The 26,444-nt window shown below is 34.5% G+C and carries 21 protein-coding genes and 2 tRNA genes; 8 read left to right on the top strand and 15 right to left on the bottom strand.

Annotated features, from left to right (window positions below):
• Nucleotides 1–56 precede the first annotated feature (56 nt).
• Both P5P89_RS10995 and P5P89_RS10990 read right to left on the bottom strand, forming a co-directional pair.
• Nucleotides 57–1,448 carry a hypothetical protein gene (locus tag P5P89_RS10995; protein ID WP_278011944.1) on the bottom strand — a complete coding sequence of 464 codons (1,392 nt, stop codon included), beginning with the start codon at nucleotides 1,446–1,448 and terminating at the stop codon, nucleotides 57–59.
• A gap of 21 nt (nucleotides 1,449–1,469) precedes the next feature.
• Entirely contained in the window at nucleotides 1,470–3,731 is a 2,262-nt protein-coding gene (locus tag P5P89_RS10990; RefSeq protein WP_278011943.1) for a TonB-dependent receptor plug domain-containing protein, read from the bottom strand.
• A 137-nt stretch (nucleotides 3,732–3,868) separates the two neighbouring features.
• Here P5P89_RS10990 and P5P89_RS10985 point away from each other — a divergent pair, with 137 nt between their 5' ends.
• On the top strand, nucleotides 3,869–4,918 hold the full coding sequence (locus tag P5P89_RS10985; RefSeq protein WP_278011942.1) for a helix-turn-helix domain-containing protein: 1,050 nt from the start codon (nucleotides 3,869–3,871) through the stop codon (nucleotides 4,916–4,918).
• A 57-nt stretch (nucleotides 4,919–4,975) separates the two neighbouring features.
• Here the strand turns inward: P5P89_RS10985 and P5P89_RS10980 are convergent, their stop codons facing one another.
• Complete coding sequence (locus P5P89_RS10980) at nucleotides 4,976–6,076, bottom strand: DUF4407 domain-containing protein (RefSeq protein WP_278011941.1); 1,101 nt, start codon at nucleotides 6,074–6,076, stop codon at nucleotides 4,976–4,978.
• A gap of 264 nt (nucleotides 6,077–6,340) precedes the next feature.
• On the opposite strand from P5P89_RS10980, the gene P5P89_RS10975 reads away from it, so the two are divergent.
• Both P5P89_RS10975 and P5P89_RS10970 read left to right on the top strand, forming a co-directional pair.
• Nucleotides 6,341–9,151, top strand: coding sequence for a TonB-dependent receptor (locus P5P89_RS10975; RefSeq protein WP_278011940.1), 2,811 nt, complete (start codon nucleotides 6,341–6,343; stop codon nucleotides 9,149–9,151).
• Between the two features lie 73 nt (nucleotides 9,152–9,224).
• A complete protein-coding gene (locus P5P89_RS10970; RefSeq protein ID WP_278011939.1) occupies nucleotides 9,225–10,283 on the top strand; it encodes a phytase in 1,059 nt (352 codons plus the stop codon).
• Nucleotides 10,284–10,412: 129 nt separating this feature from the next.
• Here P5P89_RS10970 and pckA read toward each other — a convergent pair whose 3' ends face one another.
• Both pckA and P5P89_RS10960 read right to left on the bottom strand, forming a co-directional pair.
• Nucleotides 10,413–12,017, bottom strand: a complete 1,605-nt coding sequence (gene pckA / locus P5P89_RS10965) for a phosphoenolpyruvate carboxykinase (ATP) (RefSeq protein WP_278011938.1) — start codon at nucleotides 12,015–12,017, stop codon at nucleotides 10,413–10,415.
• Between the two features lie 191 nt (nucleotides 12,018–12,208).
• On the bottom strand, nucleotides 12,209–12,595 hold the full coding sequence (locus tag P5P89_RS10960) for a DUF423 domain-containing protein (protein WP_278011937.1): 387 nt from the start codon (nucleotides 12,593–12,595) through the stop codon (nucleotides 12,209–12,211).
• A gap of 174 nt (nucleotides 12,596–12,769) precedes the next feature.
• On the opposite strand from P5P89_RS10960, the gene P5P89_RS10955 reads away from it, so the two are divergent.
• On the top strand, nucleotides 12,770–14,134 hold the full coding sequence (locus P5P89_RS10955; RefSeq protein WP_278011936.1) for a saccharopine dehydrogenase family protein: 1,365 nt from the start codon (nucleotides 12,770–12,772) through the stop codon (nucleotides 14,132–14,134).
• 69 nt (nucleotides 14,135–14,203) lie between these two features.
• Here the strand turns inward: P5P89_RS10955 and P5P89_RS10950 are convergent, their stop codons facing one another.
• The 4 genes from P5P89_RS10950 to P5P89_RS10935 all read right to left on the bottom strand — a co-directional run bounded on the left by P5P89_RS10950 (nucleotide 14,204) and on the right by P5P89_RS10935 (nucleotide 17,996).
• Nucleotides 14,204–15,421, bottom strand: coding sequence for a M56 family metallopeptidase (locus tag P5P89_RS10950; protein WP_278011935.1), 1,218 nt, complete (start codon nucleotides 15,419–15,421; stop codon nucleotides 14,204–14,206).
• Nucleotides 15,418–15,789 (bottom strand): BlaI/MecI/CopY family transcriptional regulator, encoded by a 372-nt coding sequence (locus P5P89_RS10945; protein ID WP_278011934.1) that lies wholly within the window; start codon nucleotides 15,787–15,789, stop codon nucleotides 15,418–15,420. The genes P5P89_RS10950 and P5P89_RS10945 overlap by 4 nt, the downstream gene beginning before the upstream one ends.
• A 20-nt stretch (nucleotides 15,790–15,809) precedes the next feature.
• On the bottom strand, nucleotides 15,810–16,229 hold the full coding sequence (locus P5P89_RS10940) for a toxin-antitoxin system YwqK family antitoxin (protein WP_278011933.1): 420 nt from the start codon (nucleotides 16,227–16,229) through the stop codon (nucleotides 15,810–15,812).
• Between the two features lie 378 nt (nucleotides 16,230–16,607).
• Nucleotides 16,608–17,996: a dipeptidase gene (locus P5P89_RS10935; protein ID WP_278011932.1), complete on the bottom strand. Its 1,389-nt coding sequence runs from the start codon at nucleotides 17,994–17,996 to the stop codon at nucleotides 16,608–16,610.
• A 109-nt stretch (nucleotides 17,997–18,105) separates the two neighbouring features.
• On the opposite strand from P5P89_RS10935, the gene P5P89_RS10930 reads away from it, so the two are divergent.
• The 3 genes from P5P89_RS10930 (at nucleotide 18,106) to P5P89_RS10920 (ending at nucleotide 19,845) form a co-directional block, all read left to right on the top strand.
• Nucleotides 18,106–18,187, top strand: a tRNA-Leu gene (locus tag P5P89_RS10930).
• 696 nt (nucleotides 18,188–18,883) lie between these two features.
• A complete protein-coding gene (locus P5P89_RS10925) occupies nucleotides 18,884–19,306 on the top strand; it encodes a hypothetical protein (protein ID WP_278011931.1) in 423 nt (140 codons plus the stop codon).
• Nucleotides 19,303–19,845 carry a hypothetical protein gene (locus P5P89_RS10920; protein WP_278011930.1) on the top strand — a complete coding sequence of 181 codons (543 nt, stop codon included), beginning with the start codon at nucleotides 19,303–19,305 and terminating at the stop codon, nucleotides 19,843–19,845. Before P5P89_RS10925 ends, P5P89_RS10920 begins: the two co-directional genes overlap by 4 nt.
• Nucleotides 19,846–20,007: 162 nt before the next feature.
• Here P5P89_RS10920 and P5P89_RS10915 read toward each other — a convergent pair whose 3' ends face one another.
• Complete coding sequence (locus P5P89_RS10915; RefSeq protein WP_340696533.1) at nucleotides 20,008–20,160, bottom strand: hypothetical protein; 153 nt, start codon at nucleotides 20,158–20,160, stop codon at nucleotides 20,008–20,010.
• A 164-nt stretch (nucleotides 20,161–20,324) separates the two neighbouring features.
• On the opposite strand from P5P89_RS10915, the gene P5P89_RS10910 reads away from it, so the two are divergent.
• Complete coding sequence (locus P5P89_RS10910) at nucleotides 20,325–20,555, top strand: helix-turn-helix domain-containing protein (RefSeq protein WP_278011928.1); 231 nt, start codon at nucleotides 20,325–20,327, stop codon at nucleotides 20,553–20,555.
• Between the two features lie 256 nt (nucleotides 20,556–20,811).
• Here P5P89_RS10910 and P5P89_RS10905 read toward each other — a convergent pair.
• From P5P89_RS10905 to P5P89_RS10885, 5 genes are all read right to left on the bottom strand, one after another.
• Nucleotides 20,812–20,885, bottom strand: a tRNA-Asp gene (locus tag P5P89_RS10905).
• An 86-nt stretch (nucleotides 20,886–20,971) separates the two neighbouring features.
• Complete coding sequence (locus tag P5P89_RS10900; protein ID WP_278011927.1) at nucleotides 20,972–21,898, bottom strand: DUF58 domain-containing protein; 927 nt, start codon at nucleotides 21,896–21,898, stop codon at nucleotides 20,972–20,974.
• The gene (locus tag P5P89_RS10895; protein WP_278011926.1) at nucleotides 21,895–24,468 is read right to left on the bottom strand and encodes a M1 family aminopeptidase; all 2,574 of its coding nucleotides are present in this window, start codon (nucleotides 24,466–24,468) and stop codon (nucleotides 21,895–21,897) included. Before P5P89_RS10895 ends, P5P89_RS10900 begins: the two co-directional genes overlap by 4 nt.
• A 273-nt stretch (nucleotides 24,469–24,741) precedes the next feature.
• A complete protein-coding gene (locus P5P89_RS10890; protein WP_278011925.1) occupies nucleotides 24,742–25,536 on the bottom strand; it encodes a hypothetical protein in 795 nt (264 codons plus the stop codon).
• A 167-nt stretch (nucleotides 25,537–25,703) separates the two neighbouring features.
• On the bottom strand, nucleotides 25,704–26,282 hold the full coding sequence (locus tag P5P89_RS10885; protein WP_278011924.1) for a hypothetical protein: 579 nt from the start codon (nucleotides 26,280–26,282) through the stop codon (nucleotides 25,704–25,706).
• Between the last annotated feature and the right edge of the window lie 162 nt (nucleotides 26,283–26,444).

The raw sequence follows: 26,444 nt of genomic DNA, 5'->3' as shown, positions 1-26,444 counted from the left end.
AAAGCCTGTTTCACAAAGAAGAAACAGGCTTTTTTATGCTTTTAATTTTGGACAGCTTAGTAAGCCCCCAAGTAGAAACTTCCTGAAGCAGCTTTTAATGTAGCTCCTTTTTTGATTTCTTTGGTTTTATAATTTACGATATAAATGTTTCCATCTTTTCCTGCAGGAGTTAGTGGAAGGTATACATTATCACCAACTAAACCGATATTTTGGAACTGTCCAAATGTGGTTGTTAATGCAGTATCAGTTTCAACATCTGTAGCTAATTTAGTTGCTGTTTTAGCATTTAAATCTATTAAAGCAATATAACCGCCATTAGTACCTGTTACAGTATAAAGAACAACAGCTACTCCGTCTTTAATATATCTCCAGGCTTTAATTTGAGCACCGGTTACATTTAAAGCAATATTTAAATTGAAGTGGTAAGTCTGATCATAATCATTAGTTGTTTTGCTGATACGTAAGATATCCGGACCAGAAGTAGCAGTCGCCTGATAAAGATTCCCATCAGTTCCAACATACTGTGTTAATGTACGATATCCTAAATTGTCAATCATACTTTTTTCTGAAGTTATAATTTTAGGATTTCTCAAACTTGGATAATCTACCACATAAGTAAGAGTACCTAAATTTCTTTCTGTAGTTGTCTGCCAGCCAGAGATAGCACCAGTAGTTGCATTTGTTGTTACTGTACCGTTTACGTTGTGTCTTCTAACACCTAAACCAATGTATAATTTGTCTTTGGCCTGATTTAATACCGGTACATCCGCTCTCCATACATGGTAACCTTGTGCTTCTAATTCAGCTCCAAGTTCTACGTCTATATTACCAGTATTAGTGATGGCAGTATTATTTAAGTCAATGTTTGCAATTTTGATTTTTCCTTTTGGATGTCTCCATACGTAATTTGGAGCACTACCAGTGTAAGGATCTAATGCTTCGCCAAAAGATACTCCAACACCAATCCCTTCAGCAGCTTTAACCCAACGAGGAGAAGTTCCCAGGATAGTTGCAGTATTTAATTCAAAACCTACTTCTTCATATTTTCCTTCACCGGAAACTTTGTATTTATTAAATACACCACCTTCTGTTCCTGTATATTGGATGTTGTATAAAAACTGACCATCTGCAGAAGCCTGAACACGTGCTGTACGGCTTGATTTTAAAGCAACCCCCACAACATATTTCTCAGCTTGCATTTTAAAAAGATCGACTACATAATTTGGATCCGCAGCATTCTCAGGTGTAATAGCGTAGGCGCGTGTTCCTCCATTTCCTGCTGTTCCGGCAGCATCAGGAAAAGATCCTGTTAAAGTTATCCAGCGTGTGCCGTCTGCAACTGGCGGATTCGTTCCTGAATCGTTGTTGTCGTCACTACTACAGCTTCCTAACGTTAAAGCTGCAAAAACAGTACTCAATAAAGCTATTCTAAATAGATTTTTTTTCATGATATTGATGTAATTTGATTATTAAAATTTACTAAATGTGTAATTCAATTTGAAATAGATTCCCCTGCCTGGCTTTTGTATTTGAAAATTGTCATATACTTCGGCGTTAAAAATGTTTTTTATATCTAAACTAGCTACTAATTTTTTAGATGGAAAACGATAACTCAATCCTAAATCATGTGATATTTGGGTAGGTGTTACCGAAAATTCAGGCTCTCCTCTTACAGTAAAATATTCGCCTACATATCCTGCATTATAATACGTGCTCAATACAGATGTTTTCTGAAAAATATTGTAAAAACTATACTGCATGTTTATATTCATGGTAAAAAAAGGTTCATTAGTTACCTGATGCCCATAATATCTGTTTGCATTACCATTTTCATCAGACTCGCTTTTATCCAGATTGTTGAATTTGGAAATATTAAATGAAGTATTAAGACGGCTGTTGTAGATGTAAATAATTTCAGCCTCAAAGCCTTTTGCCTGTGTTTTTTGGAGATTCACATATCTTGATACTTGTATGTCAGCACCTGACTCGTCTTTAATATCTGCATCAGCTACAGTTTGCACGGTAATTTTATTGTACCCGTTACGCCAGAAAGCATTGGCATACAGCGATACTTTGTGTTTTCCAAAATCTGATGGATTCCAACGAAAGCCTAAATTGTAGTTAACGTATTTCTCTGGTTGCAGTTGGAGATTGGGCAGGATATTACGCTCTGGTGCACCAAATAATTGAGTGTCAGAAGGCATTATGTATGAGTTCTCTGTAGAACCAATAATAAAAAGATTAGAAATTATATTATAGGATACAGTTCCTCCATAGCCAAAATTACTATCAGTGCTACTAACTTCATCTTGTACAATTGAGTTTACACCATCAGTTGTTACTATTTTTTTTCGAATATCATTGACACGGTTAGTGGTGTACTTTCCTAATAGATTGGTTTTTAATTTCCTGTTAAAAGTTTCGGCTTCATAATTCATAGAAATGATATTCTTGTAAATATGACTGTCGGTAGCTAAATCTTTGGAAGCAGGATTTAATAAATCTTCCTCTTTTCTATTCGTTGCCTCAAATTTATTATTTAACGATATACGATGCCCGTCAGTAATAATATAACCCAAATTGGCCCGGGCGTTTGTGATTTTTGTATCTATATTAGAAATAACTTTTTTTCCTTGTTGTCCTCCATCTTTTGTTTTCAGTTTAACCAGAACATCATTTTCATAAACTTCCCTTATTTTGCCATCCCAATTGTAAGCATAGCCAACAGTATCCTGCAAATAGGTGCTACGTTCGCTTCGTACAGCATTGACATTAAAAGTTAAATCTTTCGTCAGGAAATTTTTCTTATTGTAGTTCAGTTCAAATACATGTGCTTCAGTTTCATTAAACCGGCCTACATAAGGTACTGCCATCGTTATACCATGAGGAATATCTGTATGATTGCTTGATCCATTGTAGACAATGAAAAACTGATCAGCCCATTTGGTCTCTGTAAAACCAACTTCAAAACGTCCAGCTATATTTTTATAAGTATTATTGAAACGCTTTGCTCTATAGTTTCGGATAATTTGCTGATATACATTTACATAAGTCGATGAATGTCCCCAAGTCTCATAGCTGTTGTCAGTAAAGATATAAGAACCTGAACCTCTAAATGAGAGACCTGTTTTTTTATCACGATACATTACGCCAAAATCAGATTGAAAAGTATTGAATGATCCATAAGAGACAGCAGCATTAGCGGTATTTTGGGATACATCTTTTTTTAAGACCACATTGATGGCACCACCCACATAGTCTCCTGTTAAGTGAGAAGGTAAAACACCTTTGTAAACCTCTATACGCTCAATCATGGCCGGAGGAATATTGTTAAGGTTAAAAGACTGACCATAAGTAGAAACCTCAATTCCGTTAAGGAAAATTCCAACAGTACTTCCGGACATCCCATTAAGATTATACTCTACATTTGAGCCGATCCCTCCATTTTGTCTAACGCGTACACCAACTGACCTGTCCAGTAATTCATTAGTTGTAAGGTTTCTTAATGATGATTCTTTTGTTTCTATAATACCAACAGCAAATCCAGAAGTTTCTATTTTTTTCTTTTTTGATGTTCCCTGTACGGTAATGTTTTCTAATGTTTCTGCTTCTGATTTTTCTCCTTTGATTTTTTCAGTAGCAGCGGTTTTTTCTTTAGTCTGTTTTTCCTGCGAAAATAATGGTAAAGCCATCAAAATCAACAGAATGAGAAAAGAGTATAGGTTGCGCATGGGTGGTATTTAAAAATTTTAGCAGATATTGTTCTTAATTAGACTTATTATAAATAATTTTACAGCAAAAGTAGCATCACAGCTCTTAAAACAAATAGGGAAAAACGGATTATTATTTTGTAAAAACGGATTATATTTTGAGATTTAAATCAATCATTCTGGGAGAAGAAAAACCGGTTATAGAAATTGAAACCGGCACTTACAATCAAAAAAATCATTTTACTGAAGAAAATGTCAGTATAAAAAAAGAGAATCTGGGTGAAATTACCAGTGTTAATCTGATTGCAGAAGATATTTTGATTATTGATATCCAAATGTATTTTTCAGCTCCTCAAACGATCCGGACTGAAATGATTGGAGAATCTGTAGTACTGAATTTTATTTGCTGCAATAATGTAGAAGCTGATATTGACGAGGTCGAAAGCGAAAAATACACCACAGAAAACACCCATAACATCCTCTATGCATCAAAACTTAATGCTTCTTTTAAAATCCCTGAATTAGAAGAAATTAATTATTTATCCATTATTTTATCGCCCGAGTTTTATTCCAAACTGATTAATGAAAACTGGGATTTACATCAAAAATTCTCTAAAAACATTTTACAGAAAAAATCCGGTTATCTGACGCCAAAATACGTTCCGTTCAATTCAGAAATTCAATGGGCTATTCATGAAATAAAGAATTGTAAATACTCGGGTTCCATGAAAAAAATGTATCTGGAAGCCAAGATAAAAGAGCTATTAATTTTTCAGCTTGAATCATTAAAAGAATTGGAAAGTAAAGCTCCTGTAGATGAAAAAGATTATAAAAAACTGCTGGAAGCCAAAAGAATTTTAGAACGCAATTTTACAAATGCGCCTTCACTCCTGGAACTTTCAAGATTAATATCGCTTAACGAATTTAAACTCAAAAAAGGATTCAAAGCCTGTTTTGAAACCACGGTAAAAAGTTATGTGACTAAACTTAGAATGGAATATGCCAAAAAATTATTCAAAAATAACAATTCAAATGTAGGGGAGGTCGCTTATAAATGTGGCTATAAAGATGTATCCCATTTTTCGGCTGCTTTTAAATCATTTTATGGCTTTACTCCAATGAATTTTAGAAAAATCAATATTTTTACCAAGCTGAATTTTATCTTTTGGGAGTTTATCGATTTTTTTCCGTTTATTGATTTTTTATAAAAACAAAAAAGAAGCCTGTTAAGCTTCTTTCTTTATAATTGTATAAATCATTGTTGACTATAGTGTCCTTTTTTGTTTTTCTAAAAAACCGTTTGATTGCAGTTCTAACAAATCAGTTGCATTTTTTCGCTGAAGATTGTACAGGTTTTTATCTTCGGCAATATCAGCATACACTTTGTCATGCATTTCAGCACTTGTTTTTATTAGTAACTCACGCTGGTATTTATTTTGCTCCAAAGTGGCTTTCATGGCAGTTTCAGCTTCTTCTTGTTTTATATCGAATTCGCCTTTTGGAGCCAGTAATTTGGCAATTATTGGAGAGGTTTCAATTGCGAGGAATAATAACATGATGAAAAATGACGGAAGCCATGGCAATTTATTCAAGGCATTTATTCTCGCCATTAATCCGTCAAAACCTTCGATGATTGGTTGTGTCTGTGAAACCTTTTTATCCAGATCTGCCTGAAGCTGTGTGCCTACTTTTTCTTTTTCGGCAATTTTGGCTTCGTTAGTAGTTTTTAGGCTTTCGAATTCTTTTAAGGCAGCATCGTGCTTTTCTCTTTTTTCTTTATAAACCGGGCCTTTTCCTAATCTTTTAGTTCCCGAAGTTCCTTCGGCTTCTGTAATGTAAGTAGAATACAAATCATTTACTTCTTTCTCTTTTTTTTGTATATCAGCCTTTAAAGCAGCAATGTCAGCCTTATTTTTATCTAAATCCGATTGAAAGTAATTACCAACCTGCTTTTTATTGGCCAGTTCCATTTCATTTTTTTCCTTAAGCAAAACGGTATTGATTTCTTTTTCGAAAATTTTGATTTCTAGTGGCTTTGAAATTACTATAGCAATAATAATTGCCAGCATGATTCTGGGAGTTGCCTGCAGGAATTCATCCATAAAGCGATCTCTTTTTTTAATAGTTGAAACGATAAAACGATCCAGATTAAAAATGAGTAAACTCCATACCAATCCAAAAATCAGGGCTGGATAGATAGAATCAAAAACTGTAAAAAGCGCATAAGCACTGGCCAGAAAAGCCATAACTGCGGTAAAAAAAACGGTGGCGCCAATACCAACATACTTGGTTTGTTCGCCTTCTGAACAGCCTTCGAGAAGATTTCGGTCGGCTCCTGAACACAGGATAAAAAATTGTTTTAACATGATTGATGATTTTTGATTGTGATTGCTTCGCCATTTCGCCTTTCAGGCTCGTGTGATAAGGCAAATTTAACGCCAAAAATTCAATTGGAGCTTAAATAGTTAATATGTTTTTACTGTTAATCAATTATTTAATGCTCTAGTGTTACATAAATATTAATAATTTCAATTTTAAAATATACAATCATAACAGTATGTTAATTTTTTTTAATGACTTTAATAACATTCAGGCTTTAGTTTCGCAAACGAAATTAAACCAAATACAGAATGAAAAATTTTTATGCAGTAGCAATACTCTTTTTATTAACCATATCAGGGTATGCTCAAAAGGCAATAATATCAGGAAAAGTATTAGATGCTGATGACAAACTTCCTTTACCTGGAGCCATGATTCAGATTGTTGGAGAAAACAAATACACTGTTTCTGACTACAATGGCCGTTTTGAATTGCTAAATATAAATGTTGGAACATATCAGGTAACTGTTAAATATATTGGATATACCTCCACCACTCAGGAAATAACAGTAGAACAGGGCAAAAACAACGTAATCGACTTTTCGCTTAAAACTACGGGAACAGAATTGAATGAGGTTGTAGTGGGTGACATCTTAAAAGGTCAGGCAAAAGCGCTGAACCAGCAAAAAAATAACAAAAATATAGGAAACATAATTTCATCAGACCAGGTAGGCCGTTTTCCGGATGCTAATGTAGGTGACGCATTAAAACGTGTTCCGGGTATCACGATGCAAAACGATCAGGGTGAAGCACGTAATATCATCATTAGAGGCTTGGCTCCTTCATTAAATTCTGTAACGTTAAACGGTGACCGAATTCCATCTGCAGAAGGTGACAACAGAAACGTTCAGATGGATTTGATCCCTTCAGATATGATTTCGACTATCGAAGTAAACAAAACATTGACATCTGACATGGATGCTGATGCGATTGGAGGTTCTGTAAATTTAGTTACAAGGGCAACTCCAAATGGCGAAAGAATTTCAGCAACACTTGCAGGAGGTTATCTTCCAATTCGTGAAAAAGCTTCTTACACAGCCGGACTTGTTTATGGAAATCGCTTTTTAAATAATAAATTAGGAATGGTTGTAAGCGGATCTTACAATAATGTAGATTACGGTTCTGATAACATCGAAAACGAATGGGTAAAAGACGATTTCGGAAATCAGTATTTGCAAGCTTCAGAAATTAGAAAATATGATGTACAGCGTATCCGTAGAAGTGGGTCGATTGCTTTAGACTATAAATTTGATGAGAACAACTCTATTTTCGCCAATGCAATTTACAACTGGAGAGATGACAGAGAAAACCGTTTCAGAACTACTTATGATGATATTGAGCCACTTTATAACGGTGAAGAAATCATTGGTTTTGAAGGCCGTGTAAAACGTCAGACAAAAGGTGGAGCAGATAATAATCGCAATAAAAACAGAAGATTAGAAGATCAGCGAGTTCAGAATTATTCTATTCGCGGAGAGCATTTAATCAGTTCAAAATTAGATTTAGACTGGTCTGCTAACTATGCAAAAGCCAGAGAATACCGCCCTGAAGAGCGTTACATCGAATACCGTCAGAAAGGTTTAGACATGTTCCAGGATTTATCTGACCCAAGATTTCCTTTACTGACAACTGCCGGTGAGTCTACAGATGAATTTAAATTTGATTCTGTTTCAGAAAATACAGATGAAACAAGCGAAAGCGAATTTGGAGCAAAAGTGAATATCCGTTTCCCGTTCTCTGTTATAGCAGGTGAAAAAGGAAGATTAAGAACAGGTCTTAGACTTCGTTTAAAAGAAAAAGAAAGAAACAATACTTTCTATGCTTACGAACCAATCAATGATGGAATCGAATTATTATCTGAGGTTCCAACCAGCTATTTTGATGGAAAAAACTTTAATCCGGGAAGCAAATATGTACCGGGAACTTTTGCTTCAGCTGATTTCTTAGGAAGTTTGGATCTTAATAACGCAAGTTTATTTGATAAAGAAGCAGATCCGGCTGAATATTTGGCTGTTAATTATAACGCTAAAGAAAGAATTACGGCTGCTTATGTAAGATGGGATCAGGATTTTAATGATAAACTTTCAATGGTTTTGGGTTTCCGTGTTGAAAACACACACATTGATTATACAGGAAACCGTGTTTTAGATGAAGAAGAACTAGAAAGTAAAATCAATACCACAAACTCTTACACTAATTTATTACCAAGTATTTCATTCCAATACAACGCTACAAAAGACTTAGTTTTAAGAGCCGCTGCCACTACAGCTTTAGCGAGGCCAAATTATTATGCACTGGCACCTTATGTAAACAATATTGCGGCTGATAAAGAAATTACGGCCGGAAATCCGGATCTTGATGTAACCTATTCATACAATTATGATTTCATGGCTGAGAATTATTTCAAATCGGTTGGTTTGATTTCAGGAGGTGTTTTCTACAAAAAATTACATGATTTCATTTATAACTACAGTGATAATCAATACACAGATGCCAAATTTGCTGCAGATTTCCCAAATCAGGTAAACCCAATTCCTGCAGGCGAAAACTGGTCATTTTTACAATCAAGAAATGGTGATACTGTTGATGTTTATGGTTTTGAAGTAGCTTTTCAGCGTAAATTAGACTTTTTACCTGGTGCTTTCCTAAAAGGTTTCGGTATTTATGTGAATTATACGTACACTAAATCTGAAGCAAAAGGAATAGCTGATGAAGATGGAAATGAAAGAAAAAATATCAGTCTTCCTGGAACTGCTCCACACATGTTCAATGGATCATTATCGTGGGAAAACAAACGTTTCTCGGCGAGAATCTCTACGAACTTTACTTCGGATTATTTAGATGAATTAGGTTCAGAATCTTACAAAGACAGTTTTTATGACAAACAGTTTTTCTTAGATGCAAATGCTTCCTATAAAATTACACCTAAACTTCGCTTTTTTGCAGAAGCCAACAATTTAACAAATCAGCCGTTGCGTTACTATCAGGGAATTGAATCGAATACAAAACAAGCTGAATACTATCAGGCTCGTTACAATTTCGGATTGAAATTAGACTTATAAAAACCTGTTTTTTAAAATTCTTAAATTAGACAGAGTTTAACGGCTCTGTCTAATTGCATAAATACATGATAAAATGAAGAATAAATCTATAATTGCCTTTTTACTTTTAGCCCTTTCATTTACGGCTTGTAAAGATGATAAACTGGCTCCGGTTGCACCAAATGCGGTAAAACCAACAGCTGTTACAGAAGCTTTGCCTCACGATACTGACGATCCTTCGATCTGGATTCACCCAACAGATGCTACAAAAAGTATTATTGTGGGAACTGATAAAGATACAGACGGTGGTTTGTATGCTTTTGATTTAAACGGAAAAATCCTAAAAAAGTCTATTCCTTTAAAACGTCCAAACAATGTTGATATTGCTTACGGATTGGTTGTTGATGGAAAAAAAGTTGATATCGCAGTAACTACAGAACGAGAAAGCAACAAAATCAGAATCTTCAGCCTGCCTGACTTAGAACCAATTGACAACGGAGGCATTTCAGTTTTTGAAGGAGAAGAACAACGCGATCCAATGGGAATTTCTTTATACACACGCCCAACAGACGGTAAAGTATTTGCTATTGTGGGAAGAAAATCAGGTCCTTCAGGAAGCTATTTATGGCAGTACGAACTTTTTGGAAACGGAAAGTTTGCTGATGGAAAAGTAGTGCGTAAATTTGGAACTTACAGCGGTAAAAAAGAAATCGAAGCCATTGCTGTTGATAATGAATTAGGCTCAGTTTACTATTGTGACGAGCAGGTAGGAATCAGAAAATACAAGGCAGATCCTGCTCTAAACGATAATAAAGAATTAGCATTCTTTGGGCAAAAAGATTTCAAAGCCGATCACGAAGGAATTGCCATTTACAAAAAAACAGATTCTACCGGATATATTTTAGTATCAAACCAACAGGCAAATACTTTCATGGTGTATCCAAGAGAAGGAGTTAACGGAAATCCAAATAGTTATAAATTATTGGCAGAAGTTCCAACTTCTACAATCGAATGTGATGGCGCCGATGTAACCAGCATTAACTTAGGCGGACCCTATAAAAACGGACTTTTTGTAGCGATGAGTAACGGAATGACTTTTCATTATTATGCCTGGGATTTGATCCAGAAACGTATTGATGAGTCTAGAAAATAAATTTTCAGTGTTTACTGTGTTTTCAGTCGCAGCGTCAGTGTTAAGTGTTTATTTTTAGCTGCGATTGGAGACCAAACAAAAAAGCTGTTCGTTATGAACAGCTTTTTTAGTTTGAATCAATAATTCCTTTTATTCTGTAATCGGTGCGCCTGCTAAGATTTCAGCATTCGCAAATTCTTCAAATTTGGCAAAATTAGCTTTGAATTTCTGAGCTAATTCTAATGCCTTTTTATCATATAACGCAGGATCTTCCCATGTATTTCTCGGATTTAAAATTTCGCTTGGAACATTCGGGCAGGATTGTGGTTTGGCGATTCCAAATACTTTATGGTTTATGTACTCGACATTATCCAGTTCTCCGTTTAGAGCTGCCGTAATCATAGCACGGGTGTATTTTAACTTCATACGGCTTCCGGTTCCGTAAGCTCCTCCAGTCCATCCAGTATTGATTAACCATACTTTTACATCAGCATCTTTCATTTTTTTGCTTAACATTTCAGCATATTTCGTTGGATGTAAAGGCATAAACGGTGCTCCAAAACAAGCTGAAAAGTTTGGCTGCGGTTCTGTTACACCTGCTTCTGTTCCGGCTACTTTTGCAGTATATCCTGAGATAAAATGATAAGCCGCCTGACCTGGAGTCAGTTTTGAGATTGGAGGCAGGATTCCGAAAGAATCTGCTGTTAAGAAAAATATATTTTTAGGATTATGTCCAATAGAACCCGGCTGAATATTGTCAATATGCGTTATTGGATAACTCACGCGTGTATTTTGCGTAATTGAAACATTATCATAGTCAACTTCATTTGTACCTGCTTTGAAAACCACATTTTCCAAAAGTGCTCCTTTTTTGATGGCCCTGAAAATATCCGGCTCATTTTCTTCAGATAAGTTGATTACTTTGGCATAACAGCCACCTTCAAAATTAAAAACAGTGTTTTCACTTGTCCATCCGTGTTCATCATCTCCGATTAATTTACGTTCCGGATCTGCTGATAAGGTAGTTTTTCCGGTTCCGGATAATCCGAAGAAAATTGCAGTATCTCCAGCTTCCCCCACATTGGCGCTGCAGTGCATTGGCAATGTATTTTCGAAGACCGGTAAAATGAAATTCAAAGCTGAGAAAATTCCTTTTTTCATTTCTCCAGTGTAACCTGTTCCTCCAATAAGTGCTACTTTTTTAGTAAAATCCAAAATAGCAAAATTAGACTGTCGTGTACCATCAACAGCAGGATCTGCTATAAAACCTGGTGCACAGATTACAGTCCACTCAGGAGTGAAATTTGGCAGTTCAGATTCTTCGGGACGTAAAAACATATTGTAACAAAACAAATTAGACCAGGCAGTTTCTGTAACAACTCGAACATTTAATCTATAATTGGCATCAGAGCAAACATATGAATCGCGTACAAAAACTTCTTTATCTGATAAAAATTGTGTTACCTTATTATATAGTTTTTCGAAAGCATCCGGTGAAAACGGAATATTTACATTTCCCCACCAAACTTTGTCTTCTGTTATACTGTCTTTTACAATAAAACGATCTTGTGGAGAACGTCCGGTAAATTCACCTGTATTAATCGCCAATGCTCCTGTAGAGCTCTCAATACCCTGTCCCGCCTCGATAGTTAAAGCATGTAACTCTTCTGGAGATAACTGATAGTGAACATTTGCGTTTTTGATTCCTAAATCATTTAGCGAAATCGATTTCGTGGAAAGTGTATTCGTCTCCATAAATTTTTAATTGTTGTAGTTATATTGTTTATTCTTAAATATCAACTTTAAGATATAAATAGCTTAAGTCTGTGTTACATTATTTTTTATTAAGTATTTAAAAAACAAAATATTCACACAGATTAAGTTATGTGTTATATATACAACAAAATTAATCATTATAATTCAGATAGAATTTTTTTAATCCAATTTTATGATTTTTTCCTAAAAAAAGTAACTAAAAGAACTAACCAGGCGAAGATTAATAGGAATCCGCCAATTGGAGTTACGAATCCTATAATTTTGAAGTCAATAGTGGTAACGTTTTTTGTAGTCAGTAAAAAAATGGAACCTGAGAATAAAAGTACACCTGCCAGGACTAAATTATAGATCACTCTTAGTGTCTTTAAAGTCAATTCTGTACGTGACGCCACAAAAAATAAAAAGAAAGCATGATACATTTGATAGCGAACACCGGTTTCAAAACTGGTTAATTGCTCCGGAGTTAAAATTGCCTTTAAGGCATGTGCACCAAAAGCGCCTAAAATAATGGCCAACATACCGAATATAGCAGCTGTAATAATTATTTTTCTTTCCATTTTATATATTTTTAATATCACAAAAATAGGCTTAATTGATCCAAACAAAAAACATTTCAAATACACTTTTCAAAAAAATCTGATTTACTTTGTTCCAAATCTTTTAAAAATTTCACCGTTTACCAATTGTTATTTTTGTAACAATTTACTATGTTTGTGTTATATATGTAAATCATGAGGTATGTTCTAATAATTGGGGCCGGAAGATCTGCATCATCTTTGATACGGTATTTACTTTCAAAATCTGAAAGCGAAAACCTGCATATTATTGTGGCTGATTTATCTTTGGCCCTGGCCGAAAAAAAGATAAACAACCATCCCAATGCCACCCCAATTGCCCTGAATATTTTTGATGTTGAAGAAAGGAAAGCTGCCATAGAAAAAGCTTCAATCGTTATTTCTATGCTTCCTGCATATTTACACATTGAAATTGCAAAAGACTGTCTGCAATACAAAAAACATCTCGTTACTGCTTCCTATATCAGCGATGCCATGATGGAACTTGACGAAGAAGCCCGAAAAAACAATTTGATTTTCATGAATGAAATTGGCCTCGATCCCGGAATAGATCATATGAGTGCCATGAAAGTTATTGACGAAATCAGAGCAAAAGGCGGTAAAATGCTGCTTTTCGAATCGTTTTGTGGAGGCCTCGTAGCTCCTGAGTCAGATAACAATTTGTGGAATTACAAATTTACCTGGGCACCACGAAATGTAGTATTGGCGGGTCAGGGTGGTGCAGCAAAATTTATTCAGGAAGGTACTTATAAATACATCCCATACGGAACTTTATTTCGCAGGACAGAGTTTCTTGAGGTAGAAGGCTATGGTAAATTTGAGGCCTATTCTAACCGTGATTCGCTTAAATATCGTTCTATTTATGGTTTAGATGATATTCTGACCTTATACAGAGGGACAATCAGAAGAGTGGGTTTTTCGAAAGCCTGGAACATGTTTGTGCAACTGGGCATGACCGACGACAGTTACATCATGGAAGATTCTGAAAACATGAGTTACCGCCAGTTTACCAATTCCTTTTTGCCTTATCACCCAACGGATTCGGTTGAAATAAAAATGCGCCTGATTTTAAAAATCGATCAGGACGATATAATGTGGGACAAACTTTTGGAACTGGATTTATTTAACCCCAATAAAAAAGTGAACCTGCCTAATGCAACTCCGGCACAGATTTTAGAAAAAATACTCACAGATAGCTGGACACTACAACCCGATGATAAGGATATGATTGTGATGTATCACAAATTTGGTTATGAACTCAACGGCGAGAAAAGGCAAATTGACTCAAAAATGGTTTGCATCGGTGAGGATCAGACTTATACTGCAATGGCAAAAACTGTGGGACTTCCGGTGGCTATCGCGACCTTGTTGATTTTGAACGGAAAAATTACAACTCCCGGTGTACAGCTCCCGATCAATAAAGAAGTGTATTTGCCTATTTTAGAAGAATTAGAAAGTTACGGAGTTGTTTTCTATGAACAAAGCATGCCGTATTTTGGATACAATCCGGACTTGTTTTAAACGGATTTATTTTTAGTTTTTGAATTTTTTTAGTATCCGCTTCTTGGATAAAGAAGCGGATTTTTTTTGTTAATTTGCTGATTGAATAGTTATGGGAAGACTATACAAAACCCGAACCGGTTTACCATTTATAAAACCCGGAGTCCAGTTTGTAGAAAGCTTTAGTACCCGGATTGCCTCATTTCCTAATCCGTAACCTAAATCTTTTAAAACTTTTATTTCTGATAAAGTACCTTCTTTTTCCACAATAAACTGAAGGTAGAGTTTTCCAGAAACTTTATTTTTTTCAGCTTCTGATGGTATTTTAAAATTTTCACCTATAAATTTAAAAAACGTCTCCTTTCCGCCGGGAAATTCAGGCTGTGTTTCAATTGGATCACCAACTATCCGGCTGCTTTCTTTTAATTTTTCATTATCTTTCTGAGCGACACTTTTATGGCTAAATATCAATAGCAGTAAACCTGAGAATACCACTGTGAAAAATGCTTTTAAGGCTGATTTTGTTTTTGATTCTTTTTTGGTCATCATAAGTAAACGTTTTTTAGTTATTAGATAACTAATTGTACTGGCAAGCGAAACTGTGTTTTTATCAGAAGCGAAATCAAGCAACAGATTTTGATAACGTCTTACTGAATCAAATTGCTTATTTACTGCTTGATCGGCTAGAAATTCGTGATTGAGTTTAATCGCTTTTTTATAAAAAATAAACAATGGGTTAAACCAAAACCAAATCTGCAAAACTTCGACAAAAAGAATGTCTAAAGTATGTTTTTGTTCTAAATGTGCTTTTTCATGTGCAATGAATTCTAATGGAATTTTACCATTTTCAAATGCATCCTTATTGATGAAAATAGATTTCCAGAACGATTGTGGCAAAATAGGTTCTTCTATTAAAACCACTTTTTCTCCTTGTATGAAGTGGACTTCATTTCTTTTGATTCTTTTATAAAACGAAAATAAATTCAAAACAAATCGAAGTAGTAACAATAGAACCACAATGCTGTAAGAAACGGTCATCAAAACAATTAAAAAATCATTTATAGAGATGGAAGTAAGGTTTTGAGTGCTTTTTTGAATAACTATTTCATCGAGCTGAATGAATCCCATTCTGTTAGAAAAACCAGATTCGAATGATATAATCTCCAGCGGGATGATCAGACTAAAAATTAAACTTGCTAATAAATATGCACGGTTGAAACGAAACATTTTTTCGTTTTCTAAAAGCAGTTTATATACTATGTAAAAAATCAAAAGCAGCAGACCTGATTCTAAAAGATAGCTTATCATTTTTTCTTTTTTTGAATTTGACTATCAATGATTTTTTTGAGTTCCTCTAATTCCGAAGCAGACAAATTGGTCTCTGTAGTAAAAAAAGAAGCAAACTGTGAAGCAGAATTATTAAAAAAATTACTTATTAATCCGTTTAGATGTTTGGAGAAATAGGCTGTTTTTTTTACCAGCGGATAATATTGGCGGGAATTCCCGAATTCGTTATAGGCTACGAACTTCTTGTCAATCATACGTTTTAAAAGCGTTGCAACGGTTGTTGTTGCCGGTTTTGGTTCCGGATAGGCTTCAAGCAAATCTTTCATAAAAGCTTTTTCGAGCTTCCAGAGATGTTCCATTAATTGTTCTTCTGAGTTTGATAATTGCATGTTTCCGAGTTTATAATCTTTTATTCTATGTTTTGTTCTGAAACTAAATTTCCTTTATCATATTTTCTGATATCGGTTAATTGTCCTTTATCAGAATAGAATTTCCATTTTCCAAAGTAAAACCAGTGGGTTTCGACTGAATCAGCTTCAACGCTGGTTTTTCCTTTTGATTGCAGTTTTCCGTTTGGATGATAATATTTTACAGTACAAATTCCGTTTTTGTATTTTTCTGTTTTATAAATTTTTCCGTCAATGTAAGATTTCCATTTTTTTACTGGTTGGCCCTGTTTGTAATATTCAACCGATTTGTATTTGTTACCATCGTCGTACAATTCTATCCATTTGCCTTCTTTCTTCTTATTTATTGTCTGATTTATTACAGCTGTTTTACAGCCAACAAAAGAAACCATTATCATGATTAAGAATATTTTTTTACGCATATTATTCTATATTTGTAGACTATATTCTACAAATATAGAATAATATTATACATGTGCAAAAATTGCAGTAATTATTTTTATATTTTGTAAAAGAAATACTTATGGAAATAAAATTTTATAATTTACTCAGGAGTGCGTTAGGGATAGAGGCGGTATCTCCCGATTTAGAAAAACAAGGCTTTTTCAGCCGTAGTTTTTGTTAATCGGGAATTTAGCCGAAAGCCCGACCGGAGGGAACGCCCAAATGCAATAACAATTATCAACTTCAATGGCAAAAATCAATTTCAAATCTTAAGTTTTAAACAAAAAAATCCGCTCATTACTGAACGGATCTATAAGATTTTTCAAAATCTAAAATCTGATATCTAAATTTTAAAGTTACTTAGAAAGCTCTACAAAATATTTATAAAACAATGGAATAGTCTCGATTCCTTTCAGGTAATTAAAGATTCCGAAGTGTTCATTTGGAGAGTGAATAGCATCAGAATCCAAACCAAACCCCATCAAAATAGTTTTGCTTTTTAATTCTTTCTCAAACAAAGCCACAATCGGAATACTTCCGCCGGAACGAACCGGAATAGCAGGAACTCCAAAGGTTTCGGTATATGCCATATTAGCTGCTTTGTACCCAATGCTGTCAATTGGCGTTACATAACCCTGACCTCCGTGATGCGGCGTTACTTTTACGGTGACTCCGGCCGGAGCAATGTTTGTAAAATGTTTGGTGAACAATTCTGTAATCTCATGCCAGTCCTGATTAGGCACCAGACGCATCGAGATTTTAGCAAAAGCTTTGCTCGCAATAACGGTTTTTGCACCTTCGCCCTGATAACCGCCCCAGATTCCGTTTACGTCTAAGGTTGGACGGATGGAGTTGCGTTCGTTGGTTACATAGCCTTTTTCACCGTAAACATCAGCGATATTCAAAGCGTTTTTATATTTTTCTAAGCTGAAAGGAGCTTTTGCCATTTCGGCTCTTTCTTCTGCAGATAATTCCTGTACTTTGTCATAAAATCCTGGAATCGTAATATGATTGTCTTCGTCGTGAAGAGAAGCGATCATTTTTGCCAGAATATTAATTGGGTTCGCTACTGCTCCTCCATAAAGACCTGAATGCAAATCGCGGTTTGGACCCGTAACTTCAACTTCAACATAACTTAAACCTCGTAAGCCTGTCGTGATAGACGGCTGTTGGTTGGAAATCATTCCGGTATCTGAAATTAAGATTACATCGTTTTTTAGTTTTTCCTGATTGCGTTCTACGAACCAGGCTAAACTTGCAGAACCTACTTCTTCTTCGCCTTCGATCATGAATTTTACATTGCAAGGCAAAGTATTGCTCTGTACCATATATTCAAGCGCTTTTACATGCATGTACATCTGGCCTTTGTCGTCGCAGGCACCACGTGCGAAAATAGCTCCTTCGGGATGAATATCGGTTGTTTTGATAACGGGTTCAAAAGGTGGAGACGTCCACAATTCCATTGGATCCGGCGGCTGAACATCATAATGTCCGTATACTAAAACAGTAGGTAAATTAGGATCGATTATTTTCTCTCCATAAATAATTGGATAACCCGGAGTGTCGCAAGTTTCGACTATATCGCAGCCCGCTTTTGATAAACTTGCTTTTACAGCCTCGGCTGTGTCAATAACGTCTTGAGAGTATGCAGTGTCGGCACTTACCGACGGAATTTTTAATAATTCGATCAACTCATTGATAAAGCGATCTTTATGTTGTTGAACGTACGACTTAATGTTTTCCATTTAAATTATTTTTATAGAAAACCAAATATACAAAAAAGAGAATTAATATTTTTTTGAAAAAATGCTTTGATTATTCGAAAGTATGCTTATCTTTGCACCCACAATTACCGCGGATATGGTGAAATTGGTAGACATGCCAGACTTAGGATCTGGTGCCGCAAGGCGTGTAGGTTCGAGTCCTATTATCCGCACTGAAAAAAGCTTCTGAGATATTCTTAGAAGCTTTTTTGTTTTAATAATATCTTCCCAAACTAATTAGTAGCTTTTTTTATATATTTGACTTAATCGAAATAAAGTCTTTCTATATTTTATTTATTATTCAATTCAGCGAAGTTTATTTCCTATTATAAAACCTAATACTAAGATTGCTTTATGGAAAAATTTCTACTTTCTACATACTTGTTAAAAATTAAAAAATCTAAAAACGATCAAATATTAAGTCGATTTAATGAAAGTGAGGATTTTTTTAATTATTTTCAAATTTATCTTAGTGATATTTTCAGTAACATTGTCAAAACAACTGATTCTACCAATAGAATCCCACTACATTTGACACTAGACGGACAGCCTATAATTGATAATGAAAATCGAGCCATCTATGGTTTTTTTCAGCAGGTATTAGCGGTGAAGAATATGATATTATAGATCCTGAAACTAGAGAACGAATTGCTGAAATAAAGAGAAACCATGCTGCATTTAGAAACTTATTTTTTTATATTAAAATTCCAAAAAACAAGGATAGCGCTTCTTTAATCCTCCAACGTAAAGCAAAATTTGGTATCAAAGTAGTTTTACTAAAAACCTTAAACAATCACTTTAGAGAAAAAGGCTACCAAGATTACTTTATCTTTATAAATAGTATTGTTCATGGAAAAGTTTACAGAAGAATGATGGATTATGGAAAACTAAAAAAAGTTAATCTAATAAAACGAAGGCTACCGAACTCAATCCAAGAGTATTATGAAAACGGGAACCTAGATCAACAAATTCCAGGTATACTTAAGACATCAATGATTTCAAGTACAGGTTTACCTCAAAATTATAAGAATTTTGTAGATTATTTATTCACTCACGAAAATAAAGAAAGAATTGAAGTTGTAGATAATGATTTTGATGAAGTCGAATTTGAACTTGAACTAAATGGGAAAACCAAAACCTTTTATGTGGTTCATAAAAACAAAATTCAACCTGATATAGATGTTAGCGGAGATTTAGAATATGATGAAAATGGAATAGCTAAAATTGAATCACTAACTAGGCAATCAGAAGAATTAATTAGAGAATTAATTGAATTAAGAATAAATACATGATGAGAAGAATTAATGTCGGTAGAATCATTTTTGACCATTTCAAAACTCTTCGAAGTTTGAATCAGTCCTATAATTTCATGAATATAGGTGATATTTTTTTGTTCCTAATTCTACCTTTAATTCTTGCTATTACAACCACTTTAAACGGATATAACTTCCAGAATCATTTGACAGACTTAATTGCGACTATTTCAATTTTAGGAGGATTCCTTTTTAATTTATTAGTTGTTATATATAGCCAAATTGATAACATAAGATCGGATTTAAATATTTCAGATTCCAATGATTATGAAGCAATTATTAAAAATAAATTTGTAAATGAAATCCATAGTAATATTTCGTTTGCAATTGTTCTTTCTCTTTTTTTATTGATTACTTTGCTTTCTACTACAATCGATATTCCTGAAATTTTTCCTCAAAAAATTACAAAATTGTTTCTAATTTTTGTCAACTATTTCTTAATGTGTCTTTTTAGTTTGACACTATTAATGATTATTAGCCGTATTTACGTTTTATTTAAAAAAAACAGAATCCAATAAACTGTTTTTATAAGAAATCAATAATTTCTTTAAACTTCTAGAGATTTGCAATGTTTGTAAAATTACTTAATAAATATGAGATTAATTTATCAGACCAAGGAACGAGGAATTATAATAGTGCGACTTCTTCTTCGGAATAGCAAATGTATACAGGAAATTTCATCACTCGACATCCAAATAAGGATCTAAAGCTTCAGCTAATCTATTCATACAATAAAAATTATATTCGATATTGTTTTTTCCTGACATGGTTTCGAAGTCTTTCATTACCTGCAAAGAAAGAATATAATTTATTTGCCGTATTGTCTTTGCCATGTCTTTAGGGTTAATGCTGTTTGTGAAAAAATCTATTAACCTAGTTTCTGTTTCTTTTGAAAGGCTTCCTGTAGTCATCGTCTTATTTTTTATTTCTATCAAATATAATAATTTGTAGGCATATATGCGTGCATGAAGAAAATAAATCTTGTCACTTTTGAAATATGAATATTTCAGAAGAAAATTTTATTGTAAATCTTGGAATTCACATTAGACAATTACGTGAAAAGAAAGGCTTGTCCCAACAAGGATTGGCAGACGATTGTGGTATAACTAAATCTCAAATCTCACGAATTGAAGTCGCTACAATTAATACTACCGTAAAAACTCTTGTAAAAATTGCTAATGCTTTAGATGTTGAGCCTAAAGAATTGCTTGATTTTCCTTTAAAATAAGAATTGTAATTATTTTGATAAATCCGCAAAAGGCAGAAAGGGAAAAAGTTGAATCACTTATAGAAGTTATCAATAAGACACGTATCGATTATCTTTTAAATCAAAAAAGCCATCCACAAAAGTGGAAAGCTTTTCATTGGTCTAACTACTAAACCAGCTACGAGTTACAAAGTCGTAGCAAACAACACAACTAATCTTAGATACCGTATTTGGGCAAAAAAAGCCTTTCCGTTAAGAAAGGCTTCTCCCAATATTGCGGTCTGGACGGGACTCGAACCCGCGACCCCATGCGTGACAGGCATGTATTCTAACCAACTGAACTACCAAACCTCTGCGTTATTGCGGTTGCAAAGATAGTACAGAATTTCGTTTCTGCAAGCGTTTTGATAAAAATTTTTGAATATAATTTTAAAATACTACCCAAAGTTTTGTTTTTCAACTAAATATGTAGTCAGAATTTTTTCAAAATTATCGCCAACATTCACCGGAACATACTTAATCTGGTTCCTGGCGCACGTTAAAGCCAGATTTTTAAAGTAGGCTTCTGCCCTTTTTTCATATTCCAGCTTTACGTTATCTGCAAAAATCGACACTTCTTCGCCTGATTCTAAGTCAATAAACTTTCTTGGCGTGTTGTCGAAGTCAAATTTCAGCTCGGTTTCATGATCGACTACGTGAAACAAAACGACTTTATGCTTGTTGTGTTTTAAATGCTGCAGCGCATTAAACAGCTTTTCATCATCTTCAGACTGAAACATGTCCGTAAATAAAATAATCATCGAACGTCGGTGCATTTTCTCTGCAATCTGATGCAGATACGTAATCGTATCTGTGCTTTTTTTAACTTTTGGCTGTTCCATCAATTGCTCCAGTTTATTCAACAGCATTCTGTGATGACGGTCGCTTCCTTTTTCGGGAGCGTAATATTCGTAATGATCTGAAAAAACACTTAAACCAACGGCATCGCGCTGTTTTTTTAAAATATTCATTAAAACTGCCGAAGCCAGAACCGCAAACCCAATCTTCTTTTCATAAAAAGGCTGATTCGGTTTTAGTTCAGGATAATGCATCGACGACGAATTATCGACAATAATATGACAGCGCATATTCGTTTCTTCCTCAAAGCGTTTGGTGTACAAACGATCTGTTTTGGCAAACAATTTCCAGTCGATATGTTTGGTGCTTTCGCCTGCATTATACACTTTATGCTCGGCGAATTCAGCCGAAAATCCATGAAACGGACTCTTGTGCATTCCGGATATAAAACCTTCCACAACCTGATTTGCCAGCATTTCAAGGTGCTGAAAACTGGAGACTTTCTCTATTTCCGATTCAATTTTCATTCGGTTTCTTTTTTAATATTTTGTGCTTTATAAAGCAAATCTGTCGCCATAAACAATTTACGTTTCAGAATCGGACTAAAATTAGGGTTTTCTTTTAAGAATCGCTGTATTTCATCAAAAGCATATTTCGATGAATATCTTCCAACGGTATTGTCCAGCCAGTCTTTCGGAAAGAAAATATCTCCCGTTCGCTGGATTTCTTCTGTCAAATCTAATGAAAATCTGATATATTTCTGTGCACTTTCCTGACGAAGCGGATGATTTACGTTTGACAGACCAACCGAAACCCACGATTCCTTTTCCCGATTTGCATCGTCTTTTAGGGATTCTATAAACTTATTGCGAACCGATTCTTTTTTAGATAATGAAGGAAGCAAAAACTCAAATCGTTTCAGTTTGTCCGGATTTGTAATAGCGCTTTGGGCTCTTTTCAGAATTTCATCTGATTTTTTATGTTTGAAAATAGCCAGATTCATAGCCATATTCGTGTAATCATCTTCGTTTAATTTCAGATTCGGAATCACAGTTTCTTTGTTCCAGATCTGATATAATTTGGCTTTCGCCGAATTGGAATACGCAATTGAATTAAATAAATTGAATAAAGTCTTTTTGATATTTGGAGATAAATTGCTTTCCAGGCGTGCAAGCAGGGTATTACTGAGTAATTTCCCCAGTTTATCCTGCTGTTTTTGGGTTAAAAATCGCCAATAAATCGTGTTTAAATTCCCTGATGCAATTCGTAAAACCAATTCATTTTCTTCCGTTTGGATTCCGCTGAAAAAACAATCAAAAGCTTTTTGCGGAGAAATATTGCCAACCAGCATATTTTCGTAAAGATTACTGTAGGAAGAAGCCCTTGCCACCTCATCTTTTAAGCCTGAAATATAATTTAAATGAGTCCCGTCAAGCGGAAAAACACCGTATCCAAAACCATTATAGTTATAAACAATTGCCAAAGGTTTTTCAAGTCCGATGGCTTCTTTAAGAACTAATTTTTTATCTGTAAAATTTGCTGTGACCACTTTTACCTCATTCGCATACACCAAACCAATCTGAAAAACCTGAGGCCAGATATTTTCTGATTGATCTTCTGCATTCTGCTCAATTTCAAACGCCGTAATTCGGTTTTGATCATCGTATTCAATTTTATCTGTAAAAATGGCTCTCCCCGATTTGTTCACCCAGACTTCGCTCCATTTCTTCATATCCAAAGGCGTTTCGGCATCCAGGATTTCTACGAGATTATTCCAGTCAGCATTGCCGTTGGCGTATTTCTGAATGTATTTTTGGATTCCTTTCTGAAAAGATTCTTTTCCCATCGAAACTTCCAGCTGTCGCATCATTATGGGTGCTTTGTTGTAAATAATACTTCCGTAAAGCGAACCGGCATCTTTTAAATTCGCTAAATGCTGCTTTATCGGATGGGTTCCTAAAGATCGGTCTTCCGCGTAAGCGCTGCCATAATGTGCTGTAAAAAACTGCAGATTATGATTGACTTTCGGAAAAATCGGATTCATAATTTTGTCTGCCATAAAATTGGCAAAAACCTCTTTCATCCACACATCATCAAACCATTTCATCGTAACCAAATCGCCAAACCACATGTGCGAAGTTTCGTGTGCGATCAATTTTGCACGGTTTAACTTTTCGCTGTCGGTGGCGCTGTTGTCCAGAAACAAAGTCGATTCGCGGTACTGAATCGCACCCACATGCTCCATTCCGCCATATTGAAAAACCGGAATAGCAGCAAAATCCAGTTTTTGAAAAGGGAATTTATAGTTTGTATATTTTTCTAAAAAATCTAAAGACTGCTGGTGCAGGCTGAAAATTGTATCCATACTGCTTTCTATTTTGCCTCTGTCATTTTCACGGAATAAAAAAGTCATTTCTAAACCAGGTTTTTTTGTTACACTATTGAATTTTCCGGCTACGAAAGAAAACAAATAGGTACTCATTTTATCTGATTCCCCGAAAGTGTATAAAATAAAATCACCTTTTTCAACGGTTTCTTTTACATCGGCTCCAGCCAAAACCTTCCAGTCTTTGGGAACAGAAAGACTCAGTTTGTAAGTCGCTTTGATGTCCGGCTGATCAAAACACGGAAATAAAGTACTCGCCCGATCCGGAACTAATAAAGTGTATAGAAAATCATCGTTTCGGTTTAAAGACAAATTTCCGGCGATGAACGAAATTGCAATCGTGTTTTTCCCTAAAATTAAACTTTGAGCAGGAATTACAATATGCCCTTTTTCATGAACAGTGGCTATATTTTTTCCGTTTGCTGAAACTGATTTTATATTTTGACTTTTCTCCTTAAAATCTAAATACAACGGCTGACTTACATCAGACAAATTCAGGCTTAACGACAATTCAGAATTGATGTTCTCGCTTTTTTGTTTCGGAATTTCAAAAGTCAATCCATAAGAGACATCTGAAATCTGTTGTTTTCGGAAAATAGCGAGCTGTTCAGAAACGCCATTTTCTAAAAGAAGATTTTCGTTTATTTTTGATTGAGAAAATCCAATCGTGAGAGTCATAAAAAAGGCAGGAAACCAATAGGGAATTTTCATTTTAACGGGATATAAGATTCGTAAAAATAAAAAATATTTAAACACATAGAGACATAGATTTTGCAAGCTCAAAAAAGAAGGCATTCCATTTGTTTTGAAAACACATAGCTATGTGTTTTGATGCAAAAGTGAAACGCCTTTTATTCTCAAAGAAGCGCTATGTTTCTATGTGTTAAAACAATTATGCTCAACAGTTTATTGCAATAAAAAAGGCCTGACTTTCGCCAGACCTCCACTAAATCAAAAACTCCAATTTAACTGTAATTCGGAATATTACAATTTTTTATATTCATAACTACTCACAATACCGGATTGTGTTTTCTTTACAGGATAGCCGCCTTCATTATATTCTAAAACAATATCTGCAGTTGTTGGAGCATCTGAATTATAGGTTTCTATCACTTTTATTGGATTATTTTTTGACGCATTCGGAAACCTGTATTCTGATGACAAAGAAGATTCAGGATTTTGTTTCGTATCATATGTATAGGCATGAGAATAGAAAAACACTCCATCAGGCGTATTAGCGTCTATTTTATTGTAATATGTACTCTTAGTTACATTCCCTTTTTTGTCATACTCAAAAACAGCTCTGCTGCTTGGCAACGTGTTTCCTTTAAGTATTAGTTTTTGAGTAACGGTGCTTCCGTTATATTCAAAAATATAACTTTGCTTATGATCGTATATTGCCGGATTTTCAGAAGAGTTTTGTGTATATTTTTTTTCTGTAAGTCTGCCCTGAGCATCATAATTATAAATTATTCTGTTATACGATGGTGTCGAAAAAAGAGCAGAAACGACTTTAAGTTCCTCTTGAATTTTACCACTGCCATTATAGGTCAACGTACTGTTAAAACTCGATGTAAAAGAGCCATCTGTACCGTTTATTTCAATCAATTTGTTTAAATCGTTGTACTTATAAGTGTTAAATGCCGAAGTGCTGTTTAATTTTGTCAATAAATAAGATGGCGTAATTTCTTCGGGCGCTTCGTTATCACTGTCATTACTGCATGAAATTGCAAATACTGCCAAAAGCAAAAGAGTCAGTTTGTTTATTCTTGTTTTCATAATTTTGGTTTTGAATTATTATAGAACAAAGATGCAGCACTATTGAAGTGTAAAAAACCAGTAATAGACAAACGACATTTTAAATAGACAAACATTCCTAAAACATAAAAAAAGGCCCGACTTTCGCCAGACCTTTCAACTTACTAATTCAAAGTATCCAAAAAATATTATTCTGTCTGCTGAAAATCAAAACTTAAATCTCCTGCATTATATGTTGATGAAACCGTGGTCGGAAAAGTCTGCGCTGTGCCCGAAAGCCATCTGTATTCATTAAAAGTGATGTTTCCGGCAACAATAGGGTATGTAGTGGCAGAATTATCCGCTTTGCTCTTTTTATACCAGTCATTAGAATTCATAGAGATCAGGTATTTTTTGTCTTTCTCCAAAGCGAGCTCACTAATTTCTTTTTTAACTTCAACATCCGCAGTCGCAACATTTAAAGTTTCAGAACGCAATACTGTTTTTGTTGTATAATCCCAAATGGTAACACGTAAAGAAGGATTTGTAGCCGGAAGTTTTAACGTAATCGCTTTTATTTTTCCTTTAACTGTTGGCGTAAATACCAATCCGAATTCGTAATCCCCCGAATTGATAAAATTGGTTGAAGTTGTAAAACCGGTTTGGGTATAATAAGCGGCTAACGGATTTTCTGTCTGAAATTTTGGTGAATTATCATCATCATTACTGCATGAAACAGTAAATACTGCAATTGATAAAATGGCAAAAATAGTTTTAAGCGTTTTCATAATAATTTTAATTTTAAAATGGTTCAAATGGTTCTTTTTTAATTCAATAACATTTATTTTTGTAAAGTTCAAAGTCAGAAAAATGATTTATTTTTGCTTTCAACTGAATTACGGGACAAATTTGAACCAATAAAATCTCGTTAAAAACACCCAATAGACAAA

This window comes from Flavobacterium gyeonganense (genome assembly GCF_029625295.1).
GTDB lineage: Bacteria > Bacteroidota > Bacteroidia > Flavobacteriales > Flavobacteriaceae > Flavobacterium > Flavobacterium gyeonganense.
Note: the sequence above shows the minus strand (reverse complement) of the source record. Positions and strands in the feature narration are given on the sequence as shown.

Excerpts from the sequence above, each read along its gene's own strand:
- P5P89_RS10995 (WP_278011944.1), bottom strand. The coding sequence starts at position 1,448 with ATGAAAAAAAATCTATTTAGAATAGCTTTATTGAGTACTGTTTTTGCA.
- P5P89_RS10990 (WP_278011943.1), bottom strand. The coding sequence starts at position 3,731 with ATGCGCAACCTATACTCTTTTCTCATTCTGTTGATTTTGATGGCTTTA.
- P5P89_RS10980 (WP_278011941.1), bottom strand. The coding sequence starts at position 6,076 with ATGTTAAAACAATTTTTTATCCTGTGTTCAGGAGCCGACCGAAATCTT.
- P5P89_RS10975 (WP_278011940.1), top strand. The coding sequence starts at position 6,341 with ATGAAAAATTTTTATGCAGTAGCAATACTCTTTTTATTAACCATATCA.
- P5P89_RS10970 (WP_278011939.1), top strand. The coding sequence starts at position 9,225 with ATGAAGAATAAATCTATAATTGCCTTTTTACTTTTAGCCCTTTCATTT.
- pckA (WP_278011938.1), bottom strand. The coding sequence starts at position 12,017 with ATGGAGACGAATACACTTTCCACGAAATCGATTTCGCTAAATGATTTA.
- P5P89_RS10960 (WP_278011937.1), bottom strand. The coding sequence starts at position 12,595 with ATGGAAAGAAAAATAATTATTACAGCTGCTATATTCGGTATGTTGGCC.
- P5P89_RS10955 (WP_278011936.1), top strand. The coding sequence starts at position 12,770 with ATGAGGTATGTTCTAATAATTGGGGCCGGAAGATCTGCATCATCTTTG.
- P5P89_RS10950 (WP_278011935.1), bottom strand. The coding sequence starts at position 15,421 with ATGATAAGCTATCTTTTAGAATCAGGTCTGCTGCTTTTGATTTTTTAC.
- P5P89_RS10945 (WP_278011934.1), bottom strand. The coding sequence starts at position 15,789 with ATGCAATTATCAAACTCAGAAGAACAATTAATGGAACATCTCTGGAAG.
- P5P89_RS10940 (WP_278011933.1), bottom strand. The coding sequence starts at position 16,229 with ATGCGTAAAAAAATATTCTTAATCATGATAATGGTTTCTTTTGTTGGC.
- P5P89_RS10935 (WP_278011932.1), bottom strand. The coding sequence starts at position 17,996 with ATGGAAAACATTAAGTCGTACGTTCAACAACATAAAGATCGCTTTATC.
- P5P89_RS10925 (WP_278011931.1), top strand. The coding sequence starts at position 18,884 with ATGATGGATTATGGAAAACTAAAAAAAGTTAATCTAATAAAACGAAGG.
- P5P89_RS10920 (WP_278011930.1), top strand. The coding sequence starts at position 19,303 with ATGATGAGAAGAATTAATGTCGGTAGAATCATTTTTGACCATTTCAAA.
- P5P89_RS10915 (WP_340696533.1), bottom strand. The coding sequence starts at position 20,160 with ATGGCAAAGACAATACGGCAAATAAATTATATTCTTTCTTTGCAGGTA.
- P5P89_RS10910 (WP_278011928.1), top strand. The coding sequence starts at position 20,325 with ATGAATATTTCAGAAGAAAATTTTATTGTAAATCTTGGAATTCACATT.
- P5P89_RS10900 (WP_278011927.1), bottom strand. The coding sequence starts at position 21,898 with ATGAAAATTGAATCGGAAATAGAGAAAGTCTCCAGTTTTCAGCACCTT.
- P5P89_RS10895 (WP_278011926.1), bottom strand. The coding sequence starts at position 24,468 with ATGAAAATTCCCTATTGGTTTCCTGCCTTTTTTATGACTCTCACGATT.
- P5P89_RS10890 (WP_278011925.1), bottom strand. The coding sequence starts at position 25,536 with ATGAAAACAAGAATAAACAAACTGACTCTTTTGCTTTTGGCAGTATTT.
- P5P89_RS10885 (WP_278011924.1), bottom strand. The coding sequence starts at position 26,282 with ATGAAAACGCTTAAAACTATTTTTGCCATTTTATCAATTGCAGTATTT.